The organism is Rhizobium sp. CRRU65, from assembly GCF_048551595.1.
In the GTDB taxonomy this organism is placed as follows: Bacteria; Pseudomonadota; Alphaproteobacteria; order Rhizobiales; family Rhizobiaceae; genus Rhizobium; species Rhizobium leguminosarum_J.
Genome location: NZ_JBLYZH010000003.1, coordinates 14,583 through 29,198, shown reverse-complemented (window position 1 = coordinate 29,198; position 14,616 = coordinate 14,583). Strand labels below are relative to the sequence as shown.

18 protein-coding genes are annotated in these 14,616 nt (G+C 60.6%); 3 read left to right on the top strand and 15 right to left on the bottom strand.

Annotation, left to right across the window (positions count from 1 at the left end):
* Nucleotides 1-54: 54 nt before the first annotated feature.
* The 6 genes from ahcY to ACM5SV_RS06465 form a co-directional block, all read right to left on the bottom strand.
* Nucleotides 55-1,455 carry an adenosylhomocysteinase gene (gene ahcY, locus ACM5SV_RS06490; protein ID WP_222016957.1) on the bottom strand — a complete coding sequence of 467 codons (1,401 nt, stop codon included), beginning with the start codon at nt 1,453-1,455 and terminating at the stop codon, nt 55-57.
* A gap of 156 nt (nt 1,456-1,611) precedes the next feature.
* The gene (locus tag ACM5SV_RS06485; protein ID WP_003544133.1) at nt 1,612-1,887 is read right to left on the bottom strand and encodes an HPr family phosphocarrier protein; all 276 of its coding nucleotides are present in this window, start codon (nt 1,885-1,887) and stop codon (nt 1,612-1,614) included.
* A 9-nt stretch (nt 1,888-1,896) separates the two neighbouring features.
* Nucleotides 1,897-2,298, bottom strand: a complete 402-nt coding sequence (locus ACM5SV_RS06480; RefSeq protein ID WP_003544139.1) for a PTS sugar transporter subunit IIA — start codon at nt 2,296-2,298, stop codon at nt 1,897-1,899.
* 149 nt (nt 2,299-2,447) lie between these two features.
* Entirely contained in the window at nt 2,448-2,900 is a 453-nt protein-coding gene (locus ACM5SV_RS06475; RefSeq protein ID WP_113546662.1) for an HPr kinase/phosphorylase, read from the bottom strand.
* Nucleotides 2,897-4,687: a sensor histidine kinase gene (locus ACM5SV_RS06470; protein ID WP_113546661.1), complete on the bottom strand. Its 1,791-nt coding sequence runs from the start codon at nt 4,685-4,687 to the stop codon at nt 2,897-2,899. The genes ACM5SV_RS06475 and ACM5SV_RS06470 overlap by 4 nt, the downstream gene beginning before the upstream one ends.
* Nucleotides 4,688-4,872: 185 nt before the next feature.
* Nucleotides 4,873-5,607 carry a response regulator transcription factor gene (locus ACM5SV_RS06465; RefSeq protein WP_197725694.1) on the bottom strand — a complete coding sequence of 245 codons (735 nt, stop codon included), beginning with the start codon at nt 5,605-5,607 and terminating at the stop codon, nt 4,873-4,875.
* Between the two features lie 337 nt (nt 5,608-5,944).
* Here ACM5SV_RS06465 and ACM5SV_RS06460 point away from each other — a divergent pair, with 337 nt between their 5' ends.
* The 3 genes from ACM5SV_RS06460 to ACM5SV_RS06450 all read left to right on the top strand — a co-directional run bounded on the left by ACM5SV_RS06460 (nt 5,945) and on the right by ACM5SV_RS06450 (nt 8,720).
* Complete coding sequence (locus ACM5SV_RS06460; RefSeq protein ID WP_222016960.1) at nt 5,945-7,555, top strand: phosphoenolpyruvate carboxykinase; 1,611 nt, start codon at nt 5,945-5,947, stop codon at nt 7,553-7,555.
* 108 nt (nt 7,556-7,663) lie between these two features.
* A complete protein-coding gene (arfB, locus tag ACM5SV_RS06455) occupies nt 7,664-8,107 on the top strand; it encodes an alternative ribosome rescue aminoacyl-tRNA hydrolase ArfB (protein WP_011649864.1) in 444 nt (147 codons plus the stop codon).
* A 1-nt stretch (nt 8,108) separates the two neighbouring features.
* Nucleotides 8,109-8,720, top strand: a complete 612-nt coding sequence (locus ACM5SV_RS06450) for an alpha-ketoglutarate-dependent dioxygenase AlkB family protein (protein ID WP_221992187.1) — start codon at nt 8,109-8,111, stop codon at nt 8,718-8,720.
* Between the two features lie 277 nt (nt 8,721-8,997).
* On the opposite strand, the gene coaA is transcribed toward ACM5SV_RS06450, so the two are convergent.
* The 9 genes from coaA to hisB form a co-directional block, all read right to left on the bottom strand.
* Nucleotides 8,998-9,993: a type I pantothenate kinase gene (gene coaA / locus ACM5SV_RS06445; protein WP_012759574.1), complete on the bottom strand. Its 996-nt coding sequence runs from the start codon at nt 9,991-9,993 to the stop codon at nt 8,998-9,000.
* Complete coding sequence (locus ACM5SV_RS06440) at nt 9,990-10,313, bottom strand: phosphoribosyl-ATP diphosphatase (protein WP_017995608.1); 324 nt, start codon at nt 10,311-10,313, stop codon at nt 9,990-9,992. The genes coaA and ACM5SV_RS06440 overlap by 4 nt, the downstream gene beginning before the upstream one ends.
* A gap of 17 nt (nt 10,314-10,330) precedes the next feature.
* Nucleotides 10,331-11,119, bottom strand: a complete 789-nt coding sequence (gene hisF / locus ACM5SV_RS06435; protein WP_012759576.1) for an imidazole glycerol phosphate synthase subunit HisF — start codon at nt 11,117-11,119, stop codon at nt 10,331-10,333.
* Complete coding sequence (gene hisA / locus ACM5SV_RS06430; RefSeq protein WP_012759577.1) at nt 11,120-11,866, bottom strand: 1-(5-phosphoribosyl)-5-[(5-phosphoribosylamino)methylideneamino]imidazole-4-carboxamide isomerase; 747 nt, start codon at nt 11,864-11,866, stop codon at nt 11,120-11,122.
* A 6-nt stretch (nt 11,867-11,872) separates the two neighbouring features.
* The gene (locus ACM5SV_RS06425; RefSeq protein WP_113548347.1) at nt 11,873-12,430 is read right to left on the bottom strand and encodes a hypothetical protein; all 558 of its coding nucleotides are present in this window, start codon (nt 12,428-12,430) and stop codon (nt 11,873-11,875) included.
* Complete coding sequence (locus tag ACM5SV_RS06420) at nt 12,427-12,609, bottom strand: hypothetical protein (RefSeq protein ID WP_012759579.1); 183 nt, start codon at nt 12,607-12,609, stop codon at nt 12,427-12,429. The genes ACM5SV_RS06425 and ACM5SV_RS06420 overlap by 4 nt, the downstream gene beginning before the upstream one ends.
* A gap of 127 nt (nt 12,610-12,736) precedes the next feature.
* The gene (gene hisH, locus ACM5SV_RS06415; RefSeq protein ID WP_012759580.1) at nt 12,737-13,387 is read right to left on the bottom strand and encodes an imidazole glycerol phosphate synthase subunit HisH; all 651 of its coding nucleotides are present in this window, start codon (nt 13,385-13,387) and stop codon (nt 12,737-12,739) included.
* Nucleotides 13,388-13,389: 2 nt separating this feature from the next.
* Nucleotides 13,390-13,875, bottom strand: coding sequence for a DUF2628 domain-containing protein (locus ACM5SV_RS06410; RefSeq protein ID WP_222016962.1), 486 nt, complete (start codon nt 13,873-13,875; stop codon nt 13,390-13,392).
* A 22-nt stretch (nt 13,876-13,897) separates the two neighbouring features.
* Entirely contained in the window at nt 13,898-14,506 is a 609-nt protein-coding gene (hisB, locus tag ACM5SV_RS06405; protein WP_003544176.1) for an imidazoleglycerol-phosphate dehydratase HisB, read from the bottom strand.
* Between the last annotated feature and the right edge of the window lie 110 nt (nt 14,507-14,616).

Genomic DNA, 14,616 nt, shown 5'->3' with positions numbered 1-14,616 from the left:
CGCGGCATTTGTCAATGCCGCGGCTTCTACATCTTGTGGATATTAACGATCAGATCAATATCTGTAGTGGTCGGACTTGAACGGCCCCTTCGGCGAGACGCCGATATAGGCAGCCTGTTCCGCAGAAAGCTCAGTCAGCTTCACGCCGAGCTTGTCGAGATGCAGGCGTGCGACCTTTTCATCGAGATGCTTCGGCAGGATATAGACCTGGTTGGAATACTGGTCGGGCTTGGTGAAGAGTTCGATCTGCGCCAGCGTCTGGTTGGTGAACGAAGCCGACATCACGAAGGACGGGTGGCCGGTGGCGTTGCCGAGGTTGAGCAGACGGCCTTCGGAAAGGAGGATGATGCGGTTGCCCTTGGGGAATTCGATCAGGTCGACCTGCGGCTTGACGTTGGTCCACTTGAGATTGCGCAGTGCAGCGACTTCGATTTCGTTGTCGAAGTGACCGATATTGCCGACAATCGCCATATCCTTCATCGCCCGCATATGGTCGATGCGGATGACATCCTTGTTGCCGGTGGTGGTGATGAAGATATCGGCCGAGGAAACGACGTCCTCGAGCAGAACGACTTCATAACCGTCCATCGCAGCCTGCAATGCGCAGATCGGATCGGCTTCGGTCACCTTGACGCGGGCGCCGGCGCCGGAGAGCGAAGCGGCAGAACCCTTGCCGACGTCGCCGTATCCGCAGACGACGGCAACCTTGCCGGCCATCATGACGTCGGTGCCGCGGCGAATGCCGTCGACCAGCGATTCCTTGCAGCCGTACTTGTTGTCGAACTTCGACTTGGTCACCGAGTCGTTGACGTTGATCGCCGGGAAGGGCAGCAGGCCCTTCTGGCTGAGCTGGTAAAGGCGGTTGACGCCAGTCGTCGTTTCCTCGGTGACGCCCTTGATCGCGTTGCGCTGCTTGGTGAACCAGCCAGGCGAAGCGGCAAGGCGCTTCTTGATCTGTGCGAAGAGGATTTCCTCTTCTTCGGAATGCGGATGAGACAGCACGTCCTCGCCGGCTTCGGCGCGGGCGCCGAGCAGGATGTACATGGTGGCGTCGCCGCCGTCATCGAGGATCATGTTGGAAAGGCCGCCATCGGCCCACTGGAAGATCTTGTCGGTGTAGACCCAGTAATCGTCGAGCGACTCACCCTTGATGGCGAAGACAGGCACGCCGGAAGCGGCGATCGCGGCAGCGGCATGATCCTGCGTCGAGAAGATGTTGCACGAGGCCCAGCGGACTTCGGCGCCGAGCGCGACCAGCGTTTCGATGAGCACGGCCGTCTGGATGGTCATGTGCAGCGAGCCGGTGATGCGCGCGCCCTTCAACGGCTTTGTCTGGCCGAATTCGGTGCGGCAGGACATCAGGCCCGGCATTTCGGTTTCGGCGATCGTAATTTCCTTGCGGCCGAAATCCGCAAGCCCGATATCGGCGACGACATAATCTTTTTCAGTGCTCATAGAGGCCTCCAGGCTGAAAACGTCTCAAAATTGGCGCAGGCGCGAAAATAACCCGCGTGCAAGCGCACGGCATGTTGGCCGTTTAGCAGGCTTCGCCGGTGATGGCAATAAGGATATAAAGAAGTCTTTATATGTTTATATGAGCTCGATCGGAGCTCACATCTCTTCGCCAAACCTATTCTGGATCAGCTGGTCCAGGGCCTCCAGCGCTTCCTCGGCCTGGCTGCCGCTCGCCGAGACGACGACGCTCGAGCCGGGGCTTGCCGCAAGCATCATCAAGCCCATGATGGAGGTTCCGCCGACCGTCATTCCATCCTTGGAAACGGTGATGGCGGCATCGAAGGTCTCGACCATCTGCACGAATTTGGCGGAAGCGCGCGCGTGAAGACCGCGCTTGTTGATGATAAGGAGTTCCCGGGAGAGCGATGTCATGAAGGCCCGTTATTTTCCGCTGAGCACACGGCTCGCGACATTGATATATTTCCGCCCAGCTTCGGAGGCCTCCACCAGCGCCTTCTCCATGTTGTTCTCGCCGCGCACCCCGGCAAGTTTGATCAACATCGGCAGGTTGACGCCGGCAATGACTTCGGTATGGCCGCTGCTCATGACTGATATGGCGAGATTGGACGGCGTGCCGCCGAACATGTCGGTCAGGATGACGACGCCATGGCCATCATCGGCACCGGAAACGGCTTCCAGAATGTCCTGCCGTCTCTGATCCATGTCGTCTTCGGGACCGATACAAACCGTCTCGATGAATTTCTGAGGACCGACGACGTGCTCGACAGCATGACGAAACTCTTCAGCCAGCTTGCCATGCGTGACAAGCACAAGTCCGATCATGATATTACTGCTCCCATAGACGAAACGGTGGACCCAATATCGCAATGCAGCAATTACGTCCACCGGTGGGGGCACATCTTGGCTATGAAAAGCCGAAGTGCAAGATAAAAATGCGAATATATAAGGCAGATTGACCAATCCGGAAGGCCTCAGCGACCGATATCCGGCACTTTTGCCATCAGGATCGCAAGGGGTGAGCAGACGCCTGTGAGCAACCGCAATGCGGGAAGCGAAAAATCGGCGGCAAGGCTCACCATTTCGCCCTCGGGAGGCACCCGGTTTTCACCGGTAGCGCTGCCTGGAAGCACGGCATAATGCATGGTCGCCTTGGGGATATGGTCCTGATGAACGATGCCGGTGCCGCGAAGCTCGATCAGCCCGGTGATCGACGGCGGGCACGTGGCGATCACCGCGCCGGCCTCCGCTGAGAGAAGAACTTGGTCGTCGGCGACCAGCGCCGTGAACAGTCCGAGGTGGCGCGCCTCGGTCATGCAGGTGAAGGCCAGCATCGATTTTCCCCAGCCGGAGGGGCCGCTGAACAACAGTCCCGTCTTGCCGACGACGATCGCCGTCGCATGGATGTTGAAGGCTGCCGCGGTCATGCTGCGGCGCCGACTGGCAAAGAGAGGATGAAGCGCGCGCCGAGCACATGCCCGCTCTCGGCATTGGTGATGTTTTCGGCTCTCAGCGACCCGCCATGCGCTTCGGCGATCTGCCGGCTGATCGAAAGGCCGAGCCCCGAATTTTGGCCGAAGCCTTCCGCCTCCGGTCGGTCCGTATAGAAGCGCTCGAAGATGCGGTCGATATTTTCCGCCTGGATGCCGGGGCCGTTGTCTTCGATCGTGGTGACGCAGCGCGAACGCGTCCGCACCAGCCGCACGATAATCTTGCCGCCCTTTTCCGGCACGAAAGAGCGGGCATTCTCGATCAGGTTGGCGATGATCTGGCCGATGCGTAGATCGTGGCCGTTGATGACGAAGCGCGTCTTGACGTTCGGCTTGCGTTCGATCGCATATTCGATTTCCACCTGCTTCTTGGTGCTCCTGACCTGGCGCGAAACCTCGATGAGGTCGCGCAGCAGCACCTCCATGTCGACGGAGCCGGCATCGACGCGTGCGAGTTCGGCGTCGAGACGGGAGGCGTCGGAGATATCGCTGATCAGCCGGTCGAGGCGGCGGACATCGTGCTGGATGACGTCCATCAGCCGCTTCTTGGAATCGTCGGATTTGGCAAGCGGCAGCGTTTCGACGGCGCTGCGCAGCGAGGTGAGCGGGTTCTTCAGCTCGTGGCTGACATCGGCCGCGAAACTCTCGATCGAATCGATGCGGTCGTAGAGCGCCGTCGTCATCTCGCGCAATGCGATGGAAAGGTTGCCGATTTCATCCTGGCGGGCAGAGAAGTCGGGGATCTCTTCGCGCGTCTTGGCGCCGCGGCGGACGCGGATGGCCGCTGCCGAAAGACGGCGCAGCGGATTGGCGATGGTCGATGACAGCACCAGTGAAAGCAGCACGTTGACGAGTGTCGCCACGCCGAAGACGCGCATGATGGCAAGCCGTTCGGCATGGACGATATTGTCGATGTCGCCCGCCTGCGTCGATAGTAGCAAAACGCCGAGCACGGCGCGGAAGCGCTGGATCGGCACGGCGACGGAAACGATGAGTTCACCTTTTTCGGTGGTGCGCACGACCGCGCCGCGCACGCCGGTGAGCGCGTTCATCACTTCGGGATAGATCGAGCCGTCGCCACCCGGCGCTTCCTTATAGAGCGGCAGATTGCCGGGCTGCAGCGCCTTGTTGAACAGGGTGGCGAACCACTCGCTCCAGGTCTGTTTCTCTTCCTCCACCGGCGGCAGGTCGAAGCGCAGCACCTGGCCGCGCGAATAGAGATGGCGCGAATCGAGCAGCAGGTTGGCATCGGCATCGAAGATACGGGCGCGCGTGCGCGTCGGAGAGATCAGCCGGCGCAGGACCGGCGCGACCTTTTCGGGATCGATCGGGAATTCAAGGTCCTCATCGTTCGGCACCGGGGTGATGCTCTGGCCGGCCTGCAGCTCGAGCAGCTTCTGCGGATCGATGGTAATCGAGTTCGTATCGACCGACGCGGAGGCCGAAACGGCGCCGGCGATGATTTCACCCTGCGTCAACAGGCTTTCGGCGCGGGCGTCGATCAATCCCTCGCGGAACTGGTTAAGGTAGAGGATGCCGCCGACGAGCACCACCAGCGCAACGAGATTGAAGAACAGGATGCGCCGTGTCAGGCTCGAAAAGACGGCATTGCCGAAGATCCGGCGGATCAGGGTGAAGGGATGCGACCAACGGCGGCCTCGGACGCGACGGGTGCTCACGCCCTCCGCATCGTCCAGATCCCTTTCCTGCACCAACTGTGCCAATGACAGGCCCTTTCGAAGGGCGGGGCCGGATGGACCGGCCCGCAGCCCTCAACATTTCCGACAGCGCCGCGCGTCTTTTCAGACGCGCAAAGGACGCTGTGACATTTTGAACTGCTGCATAATTTAATCCTTAAATCGATGCCGATTTAGGAAATTATGCAGGAGCGCGCTGCGCCGCTCGGGGCTCAGGCTGCTTCGCGGAAGCGGTATCCCACTCCGTAGAGTGTTTCAATCATATCAAAGTCGTTGTCGACCATCTTGAATTTCTTGCGCAGCCGCTTGATGTGGCTGTCGATGGTCCGGTCGTCGACATAGACCTGTTCGTCATAGGCTGCGTCCATCAGCGCGTCGCGGCTTTTGACGACGCCGGGGCGCTGCGCCAGCGAATGCAGGATCAGGAATTCGGTCACCGTCAGCGTCACTGCCTCACCCTTCCAGGTGCAGGTGTGGCGTTCCTGGTCCATGACCAGCTGCCCGCGCTCCAGCGAGCGGGCCTGCTGGACCGCGCCGGTCTTCGGGGCGCCGGTGGGGCTGGTGCCGGCAGCAGCGGCTTCGCGGCTTGACGCGCGGCGCAGGACGGCGCGCACGCGCTCCACCAGCAGACGCTGCGAAAACGGTTTGGTGATGAAATCGTCGGCGCCCATCTTCAGGCCGAAGAGTTCATCGATCTCCTCATCCTTGGAGGTGAGGAAGATGACGGGAATGTCCGACTTCTGCCGCAGGCGGCGCAGCAGTTCCATGCCGTCCATGCGCGGCATCTTGATGTCGAAGATCGCCAGCTGCGGCGGTCGCGCCAGCAGGCCGTCGAGCGCCGAAGCACCGTCCGTATACGTCTCGACCTTATATCCTTCAGCCTCCAGTGCGATCGACACCGAGGTGAGGATGTTGCGGTCGTCATCAACGAGCGCGATTGTCGGCATGGTGTTGGTCTCCGTCATCAGTGCGCAATCTCCCGGATTTGCTCTCCCCAGGCGGTCTCAGTGACCGGATGCGCTTATGGAGGATAAAGGTGGAACAAATTGTGGCAAAGATAAAGGGGAGGATTGCCGTAAAATTCGCTGGCAATCTTAGGTGGTGCTTCCGATGGTCTAAACGCGACCTATTCAAACGATTTAAAATTAGAACGATAAATTTAAATCGATTAATTGTTTGATATCACTGCATTTTCTCAGATTTTCCATCTTGTGTTTTAAAATTTCTGCCCGTATTTTCGCGATTAGTTTTAACGGCAACGAGCCTGAGTGAAGGGAACTAGCCATGGAAATGTTCGGAGTTCATAACCCGGCAATAGAGCTGGCAACGGTTGGATTGGGCGGCGCATCCAGCGTTCGCTACAACTTTTCCGCCGCCGCGCTCTATGAAGAAGCGATCCGCCGGGGCGAAGCCGAACTGACCGCTCAGGGCGCACTGCGGGCTCTCACCGGCCAGCACACTGGCCGTTCGCCGCGCGACAAGTTCGTCGTTCGCGATATCAATACCGATGGCGAAATCTGGTGGGACAACAATAAGCCGATCTCGCCGGAGCATTTCGCCGTGCTGCGCGACGATATGCTGGCGCATGCCGCGGGCAAGGAGCTTTTCGTCCAGGATCTCGTCGGTGGCGCCGAGGAAGGTCATGCTCTGCCGACCCGCGTCGTGACCGAATTCGCCTGGCATTCGCTGTTCATCCGCAATCTGCTGATCCGCCCTGACACCGCAACGCTGTCCAGCTTCGTGCCGAAGCTGACGATCATCGATCTGCCGAGCTTCAAGGCCGATCCGGCCCGCCACGGCTGCCGTTCGGAAACGGTGATCGCCTGCGATCTCACCAACGGTCTCGTTCTCATCGGCGGCACCTCCTATGCCGGCGAAATGAAGAAATCGGTCTTCACCGTGCTCAACTACCTGCTGCCGGCCAAGGGCGTGATGCCGATGCACTGCTCGGCCAATGTCGGCCCGGACGGTGACGCGGCGGTCTTCTTCGGCCTTTCCGGCACCGGCAAGACGACGCTTTCGGCCGATCCGGCCCGGACGCTGATCGGCGATGACGAACACGGCTGGAGCGAAAACGGCATCTTCAACTTCGAAGGCGGCTGCTACGCCAAGACCATCCGCCTCTCGGCCGAAGCCGAGCCGGAAATCTATGCGACGACACAGCGTTTCGGCACCGTGCTGGAAAACGTCGTGCTGAACGAAAGCCGCGAGCCGGATTTCGACGACGGGTCGCTGACCGAGAACACCCGTTGCGCCTATCCGATGGATTTCATCCCGAACGCTTCGGAAACAGGCCGCGCCGGGCATCCGAAAACGATCATCATGCTGACTGCCGATGCGTTTGGCGTCATGCCGCCGATCGCCCGATTGACGCCGGATCAGGCGATGTATCACTTCCTCTCCGGCTACACCGCCAAGGTGGCTGGCACCGAAAAGGGTGTCGTCGAGCCGGAAGCGACCTTCTCCACCTGCTTCGGCGCTCCTTTCATGCCGCGGCACCCGGCCGAATATGGCAATCTGCTCAAGGAGCTGATTGGTCGTCATGACGTCCAATGCTGGCTTGTCAATACCGGCTGGACCGGCGGCGCCTATGGCACCGGCAAGCGCATGCCGATCAAGGCGACGCGTGCGCTTCTCGCTGCTGCCCTTAGCGGTGAACTTGGACAGGCGGAATTCCGTGCTGACACGAACTTCGGCTTCGCCGTGCCGGTCTCCGTCGACGGCGTCGACGGCAGCATTCTCGATCCGCGCTCGACCTGGGCCGACAAGGCAGCCTACGACGCGCAGGCCGAAAAGCTGGTCTCGATGTTCATTGCGAACTTCGCCAAGTTCGAGGACCACGTCGACGGCGGCGTCCGTGATGCGGCCCCCGGCATAAAGCTCGCTGCCGAATAAGTAGATCAAACCTCTGACTCACGTGAAACCCGGCATCGCAAGATCGCCGGGTTTTCCATGTCACAGCCGATATTTTCAATTCGCCGCCGATGTGAGATAGAACGCCGCATGGCCAGCGACGCACTCTATATCGATGACAGGATCACCATCGCCGGATGGGAACTGACGGAACAGTTCGTTCTGGCGGGCGGTCCCGGCGGGCAGAATGTCAACAAGGTCTCGACCGCTGTCCAGCTGTTCTTCAACATCGCGAATTCGCCGTCCCTCAATGATCGTGTCAAAACCAATGCGATCAAGCTCGCCGGTCGGCGGTTGTCGAAGGATGGCGTGCTGATGATCGAGGCGAGCCGGTTTCGCAGCCAGGACCGCAACCGCGAGGATGCGCGCGACCGGCTGAAGGAATTGATCCTCGAGGCCGCCAAGCCGCCGCCGCCGCCACGCAAGAAGACCAGGCCGACCAAGGGTTCGGTCGAACGCCGCCTGAAGGAAAAGTCCGGTCGCTCGGAAGTCAAGAAAATGCGCGGCCGCCCCGGCGGCGGCAGCGGTGAGTGATATGCCGGAGCTCTTGAGCGGCATCCGCCATCTCCCCGGTTACCTCGACCGAGCGCGTCAGGAAGCATTGGTCGAGGTGATCCGTACCGTCGTCGCCGAAGCGCCGCTTTATGTGCCCGCCATGCCCGGCACCGGTAAGCCGATGTCCGTGCGCATGACCAATTGCGGGCCGCTCGGCTGGGTGACGGACAAAGAGCGCGGCTATCGCTACCAGCCGACACACCCGGCAACCGGCAGACCCTGGCCTGATATGCCGCAGCAATTGCTCGATATCTGGAATGACGTTTCGGGTTACGACAAGCCGCCGGAAGCCTGCCTCGTCAATTTCTACTCCGACGAAGCGCGCATGGGCTTGCATCAGGACAAGGACGAACAGGATCTCAAAGCCCCGGTCGTCTCGATCTCGCTGGGCAACAGCTGCCTCTTTCGCGTCGGCGGTGTCAGCCGCAATGATCGCACGCTATCTTTCAAGCTTTCGAGCGGTGACCTGGTCGTGCTGGGCGGCGAGGGGAGGCTGTGTTTCCACGGCGTCGACCGTATCCATCCGGCGACTTCGACGCTGCTGAAAAATGGCGGCCGCATCAATCTGACGCTCCGCCGCGTCAATCCCTAGAGCCTTTCCGGGTTAGATTGAAGCATTCTGCCGGAGCAGGTTTTCGTCAGGGCAAAGGCGATCGGCGACGGGGCATACCCCTTGGTACGTCCGAGCCGATCGCCTTTGTCCTGGCGTAAAGATGCCCGGCCCTTCGGGTTGGCTGAAACGGGCCGGCTGATCGATCGGCCGGCTTGGCCGTAGAGCCGGGCTACGACACGCGCCGGCCGGTCGACCGTCCGACTCCGTTTGAGCCAACAGAATGCTTCAATCTAACCAGGAAAGGCTCTAGAGCCTGCTATAGTTTTCGCAGCGCAACCTGTTCGATCAGGTGATCCTTGCCCTTTTTCAGGATGAGATCGGCGCGCGGACGCGTCGGCAGAATGTTCTGGCGCAAGTTCTTCAGGTTGATGTTTGCCCAAAGATCCTCGGCGATATCAAGCGCTTCCGCGTCGCTGATCGAGGCATAGCGATGGAAATAGGAATTCGGATCGCGGAAGGCGGTCTCGCGCAGCCGCATGAAGCGCGTGACATACCAGTTATGGATCTCGTCTTCGGCGGCATCGATATAGATCGAGAAGTCGAAGAAGTCGGAGACCATCGGCACGATCCTGCCGCCGGCCGGCAAGTCGCGCGACTGCAGCACGTTGATGCCTTCGAAGATCAGGATGTCGGGCCGGTCGACGATCTTGTATTCGTCCGGCAGCACGTCGTAGACGAGGTGAGAATAGCTGGGCGCCTTCACATCCGGCCGCCCGGCCTTGATCGCCGAGAGGAAACGCAGGATCGCAGCCGTGTCGTAGCTTTCCGGAAAACCCTTGCGCTGCATCAGCTTTTCCCGCTGCAGCACGGCGTTGGGGTGGAGGAAACCGTCGGTGGTGACGAGATCGACCTTCGGGCTGGAAGGCCAGCGCCCCAAGAGCTCCTTGAGGATACGGGCGGTGGTCGATTTGCCCACAGCGACCGAGCCGGCGATGCCGATGACGAAGGGTGTCTTCGTCACATCAGACAGGCTGAGGAAGCGGTTGCGCTGTTCAAACAGCATCTGCGAGGATTCGACATGTGCCGAGAGCAGCCGCGACAGCGAAAGGTAGATGCGCCGGACCTCGTCGAGATCAATCGGATCGCCCATCGAACGCAGCCGTTTGACCTCGTCGCTCGTCAGCGTCAACGGCGTATCGGCGCGGAATTTCGCCCATTGTTCGGAAGAGAAGAAGTGGTAGGGCGAATAGGATTCCGACTGGAAGTGATCCAATGTTTCCGGCACCCCGATAATCTCAGTCGCGATACTCATGAACTCTGCCGGCTGGCCTTTTCCTTGAGGCCGGACTGCGCGGTTCTGCGCTCGAGCTCGGCCATGACATTCTCTAACGGTATTTCAGCAATCTTCAATACGACCAATAGGTGATAGAGCACATCGGCGGCCTCGTAGGTCAGGTTGTCGCGGTCGCCGGTCACCGCCGCCATCACGGCTTCGATCGCCTCTTCGCCGAGCTTCTTTGCCGCTTTCGGCTGACCGGCAGCCACGAGCTTGGCTGTCCAGGATTGCTCCGGCGAGGCTTTCGATCGCTCTTCGACGATGCTCTCGAGATCGGAAAGGGAAAATCCGCTCATAGGTCTGCTTTCAAGGTTCAGTCGAGACGCATGGCAATGCCGCACTTCGACATATAGTGCTTCGCCTCGCTGACGGAATAGGTTCCGAAGTGGAAGATCGACGCGGCGAGAACGGCATTGGCATGCCCCTCCTTCACCCCGGCGACGAGATCGTCGAGATCGCCGACGCCGCCGGAGGCGATGACCGGCACACGCACCGCATCGGCGATCGCCCGCGTCAGCTCCAGATCGTAGCCGACCTTGGTGCCATCGCGGTCCATCGAGGTGACCAGCAGCTCGCCGGCGCCGCGCGCCACCATTTTCTGGGCGAATTCGACGGCATCGATGCCGGTCGCGTTGCGGCCGCCATGGGTATAGATCTCCCAGGCGCTGAGATTGTCGCCGCCGACCGCCTGCGTTCTTCGGCGCTTGGCATCGATCGAAACAACGATGCATTGGTCGCCGAACTTGTCGGCCGCCTCGGTGACGAAGTCGGGATTGCTGACCGCTGCCGAATTGATCGAGACCTTGTCGGCACCGCACAGCAACAGCTTGCGGATATCGGCGATGGTACGCACCCCGCCGCCGACCGTCAGCGGCATGAAGCATTGGTCGGCGGTGCGCGATACGACATCGAAGATCGTCTCGCGATTGTCCGAGGAAGCGGTTATGTCGAGGAAGCAGAGTTCGTCGGCGCCGGCCGCGTCATAAGCCTTCGCGGCTTCGACGGGATCGCCGGCATCGACGAGATTGAGAAAGTTGACGCCCTTGACGACGCGGCCGTCCTTGACGTCGAGGCAGGGAATGACACGGGCCTTGAGGGTCATTTACACGGTCTCCTTGGTCCGGGCCGCCTTGATCAGCGCCAGCGCTTCCTTGGGATCGATACGGCCGTCATAAAGCGCACGGCCTGAAATCGCCCCTTCCAGCTTCCGAGCATCCGGCTCCAGCATGCGGCGGATATCGTCGAGAGAGGCAAGGCCGCCCGAGGCGATGACGGGAATGGAAACGGCGTCGGCAAGTTCCAGCGTCGAAGTCCAGTTGATGCCGGCCAGGATGCCGTCACGGTCGATATCGGTGTAGATGATCGCGGCGACGCCGGCGCCCTCGAATTTCTTGGCGAGTTCAATGATACCGAGTTCGGAGGCCTCCGCCCAACCCTCGACGGCCACCTTGCCGCCCTTGGCATCGATGCCGACGGCGACATGACCAGGAAATTTCCGGCAGGCCTCGATCACCAGCGCCGGATTTCTGACCGCGACGGTGCCGAGAATGACGCGCCGCAGCCCGCGCGACAGCCAGGCCTCGATATGATCGAGCGTGCGAATGCCGCCGCCGAGCTGTACGGGATTGTCAGTTGCCTTCAAGATCGCTTCGACGGCATCGCCATTGGCCGAATGTCCCGCAAAGGCGCCGTCGAGATCGACCACATGCAGCCATTCGAAACCTTGATCTTCGAAGGATCTCGCCTGGGCGGCCGGGTCGGTGTTGTAGACCGTTGCCTGTTGCATGTCGCCGAGCTTCAGGCGGACGCATTGGCCGCCTTTCAGGTCGATCGCGGGAAAAAGGATCATCTCGTCTTACGTCCGTAAACTGGTCGGTAGCATCAGCGCATTCCACGCATCTACGATATCCGAGCGGAAAAAGACAGCGGCAATGGTAGCCGCGCCGAAGAGCAGAAGCAGCAGCAGGGTGACGGCAAAGCCGGCCCGGACCTGACGCCAGAAGCCCAGGCGCCTCTTGATCGATTTCTCGATGTTTCGCACCTGGCGCAACGCATCGCTGTTGACGGCGGTCAGTCGGATCTGCGGCTCCATCGCCTCGACATAGGTTTCGGCATAACTCGAAAGGATCTGCGAGGCGCGGTCGCGCAGCGTATTGCGCAGGTCGGTCGAGAGATAATTGCTGTTGACGGCGGCAAGCTCGGCCTCATCGGGCGAACGGCCGGCGTTCCGCTTGCGATGGTTGAGAACGAAATCGCGCTTTTGCCGCTCGTAGAGTGCGTAGGCGAGCAGGCCGATCAGATCGTCCTCACCTTCGATATAGAATTCCAGCACGGCCTCGGCGATGTCGCCGGCGCTGACGCCGTTTTGCCGCCGGCTCGGACCGTCGTTTGCGGGGAAAGATTCATGGATCATCGGTCCAGCCTTTCTTTCAGCGCCTTGGCTGCGTTGGAAAGCGCTTTCCTATGGATGGCTTCGTCGACGCGGCGGATGATCGTGCCGCCGGGAAGCTTGATATCGGTAAAGGGGGGCAAGCCTTCCCTGGAGGGCCGCAACGTGTAGAACACCTTGGCTGATTTCCGTGAAGCCGGCATCGAGCTCACTCCTGTTCCGCCGTTTCCATACAAGGGAAATAAGGCGGCTGTATTAAAAGCCAGCCCTTGGAGCAATTCCAGCAAAACTGTGTAGCGGTTTTGTCTCCGGAATTGGGTGAACAATGCTCTACGGGTTCCAGCGCAGGAAATTGGCGATCAGGGCCAGGCCGAGCTTCTGGCTCTTTTCCGGGTGAAACTGTGCTCCGGCCATGTTGTCGCGCCCGACGAAAGCGGTCATCGGACCGCCATAGTCCGCCGTCGCAATAACATCCTCGGCGTTTACGGCGGCAAGATGGTAGGAATGCACGAAATAGGCGTGCAGTCCCTGCGACCCCGTCGGAATTCCTTCGAAGAGCGGATGTTGGCACTTCAGGTCGAGCGTGTTCCAGCCGATCTGCGGGATCTTGAGGGCGGGATCATCCGGCGTCATCTCGACGACATTGCCGGGAATCCAGCCGAAACCGCGCGTCACGGTCTTCTCGAGGCCGCGCGAGGACATGAGCTGCATGCCGACGCAGATACCGAGGAACGGCCGCGCCTTCTTCTCGACAGCCTCGATCAACACCTCGGCCATCCCAGGCACGGTATCGAGGCCGCGCCGGCAATCGGCATAGGCGCCGACACCGGGAAGCACGATACGATCGGCCGCGGCAACATCCTCCGCCCTGTCGGTAAGATCGATATGGGCATCGATGCCAGCTTCGTGGGCGGCACGCTCGAAAGCCTTGGTCGCCGAGCGCAGGTTACCGGAGCCATAGTCGATAATCGCGACGCGCATCGTCAGCGTCCTCCATCAAAACCAAAGAGACCAAGCGATGTTGCATCGCCGTGCGGGCCCATCGGACGGGCCTTGTTCTGCCAGTCCGGTGCCGCGGCGTCGTCACTAGTGGCGATGACCGCCCGGTCCGAAAAATAGATCTGCTCGGCAACGCCGATCGTATCCGCGGCAATGAGCGAGTCTTCGATCCAGCCCTTGGCAGCAAGGTTGCGGACACGGAAATTCTGGCCCTCGAGACCGACCAGAATATTCACGCCCAGCAGGATTGCCGTTCCCGCCGGCCCGAGGCCCGGTTCGTCCATCAGCGCACCGCCAATCCCCTGTAGCAGAAAGGCGGCGGCCGCATGCAGCCAAAGCCGATGCGCCAGCAGCCAGACCCATGGAAACAAGAAGCCGAGCAACGTGAAGCCATCACGGATGGTTCGCGTCTCATCGGCCGTCGCGTTCGCGCTGCCGGGCGCTGTCAGAAAGATATAGCTGGATGTCATTGCCGCCGCTCCCTTGAAGGGCTCAGACGAGCGTGCCCTTGGTCGAGGGAACACGGCCCGCCTGTCTCGGATCGATCTCTGTCGCCGTGCGCAGTGCACGCGCAACGGCCTTGAAGCATGTCTCGGCAATATGGTGATTGTTGGCGCCATAATGGTTGAGAATATGCAAGGTTATGCCGGCATTCTGGGCGAGCGCATGGAAGAACTCGCGAACGAGCTCGGTATCGAAAGTGCCGATCTTCGGAGCGCTGAAGGCGACATTCCAGACGAGGAACGGCCGGCCGGAAAGATCGACCGCAGCCTTGGTCATCGTCTCGTCCATGGCGAGATCGATCGAAGCGTAGCGGGTGATGCCACGCCGGTCGCCGAGTGCCTTGGAGATCGCCTGGCCGATGGCGATGCCGGTATCTTCGACCGTATGATGGTCGTCGATATGCAGGTCGCCCTTGGCATCGATCTCCATGTCGATGAGGGAATGTCGCGAAAGCTGGTCGAGCATGTGGTCGAAGAAGCCGACGCCCGTCGAGATCGTCGATTTGCCGGTGCCGTCGAGATTGACGGAAACGGAAATCGAGGTTTCGTTGGTCTTGCGGGAAACGCTGCCCGTGCGGCTTGCTGCGGTCTCGGCCATATGGCCCTCCATCGGGAATAAGGCCGTTCCTTATCAGGCGCATCGGGAAATATCCAGAAGCCGGGCAAGAGAAAAGCCGGCCCATTTGCAATCCGCTCCGGCCCACTTAC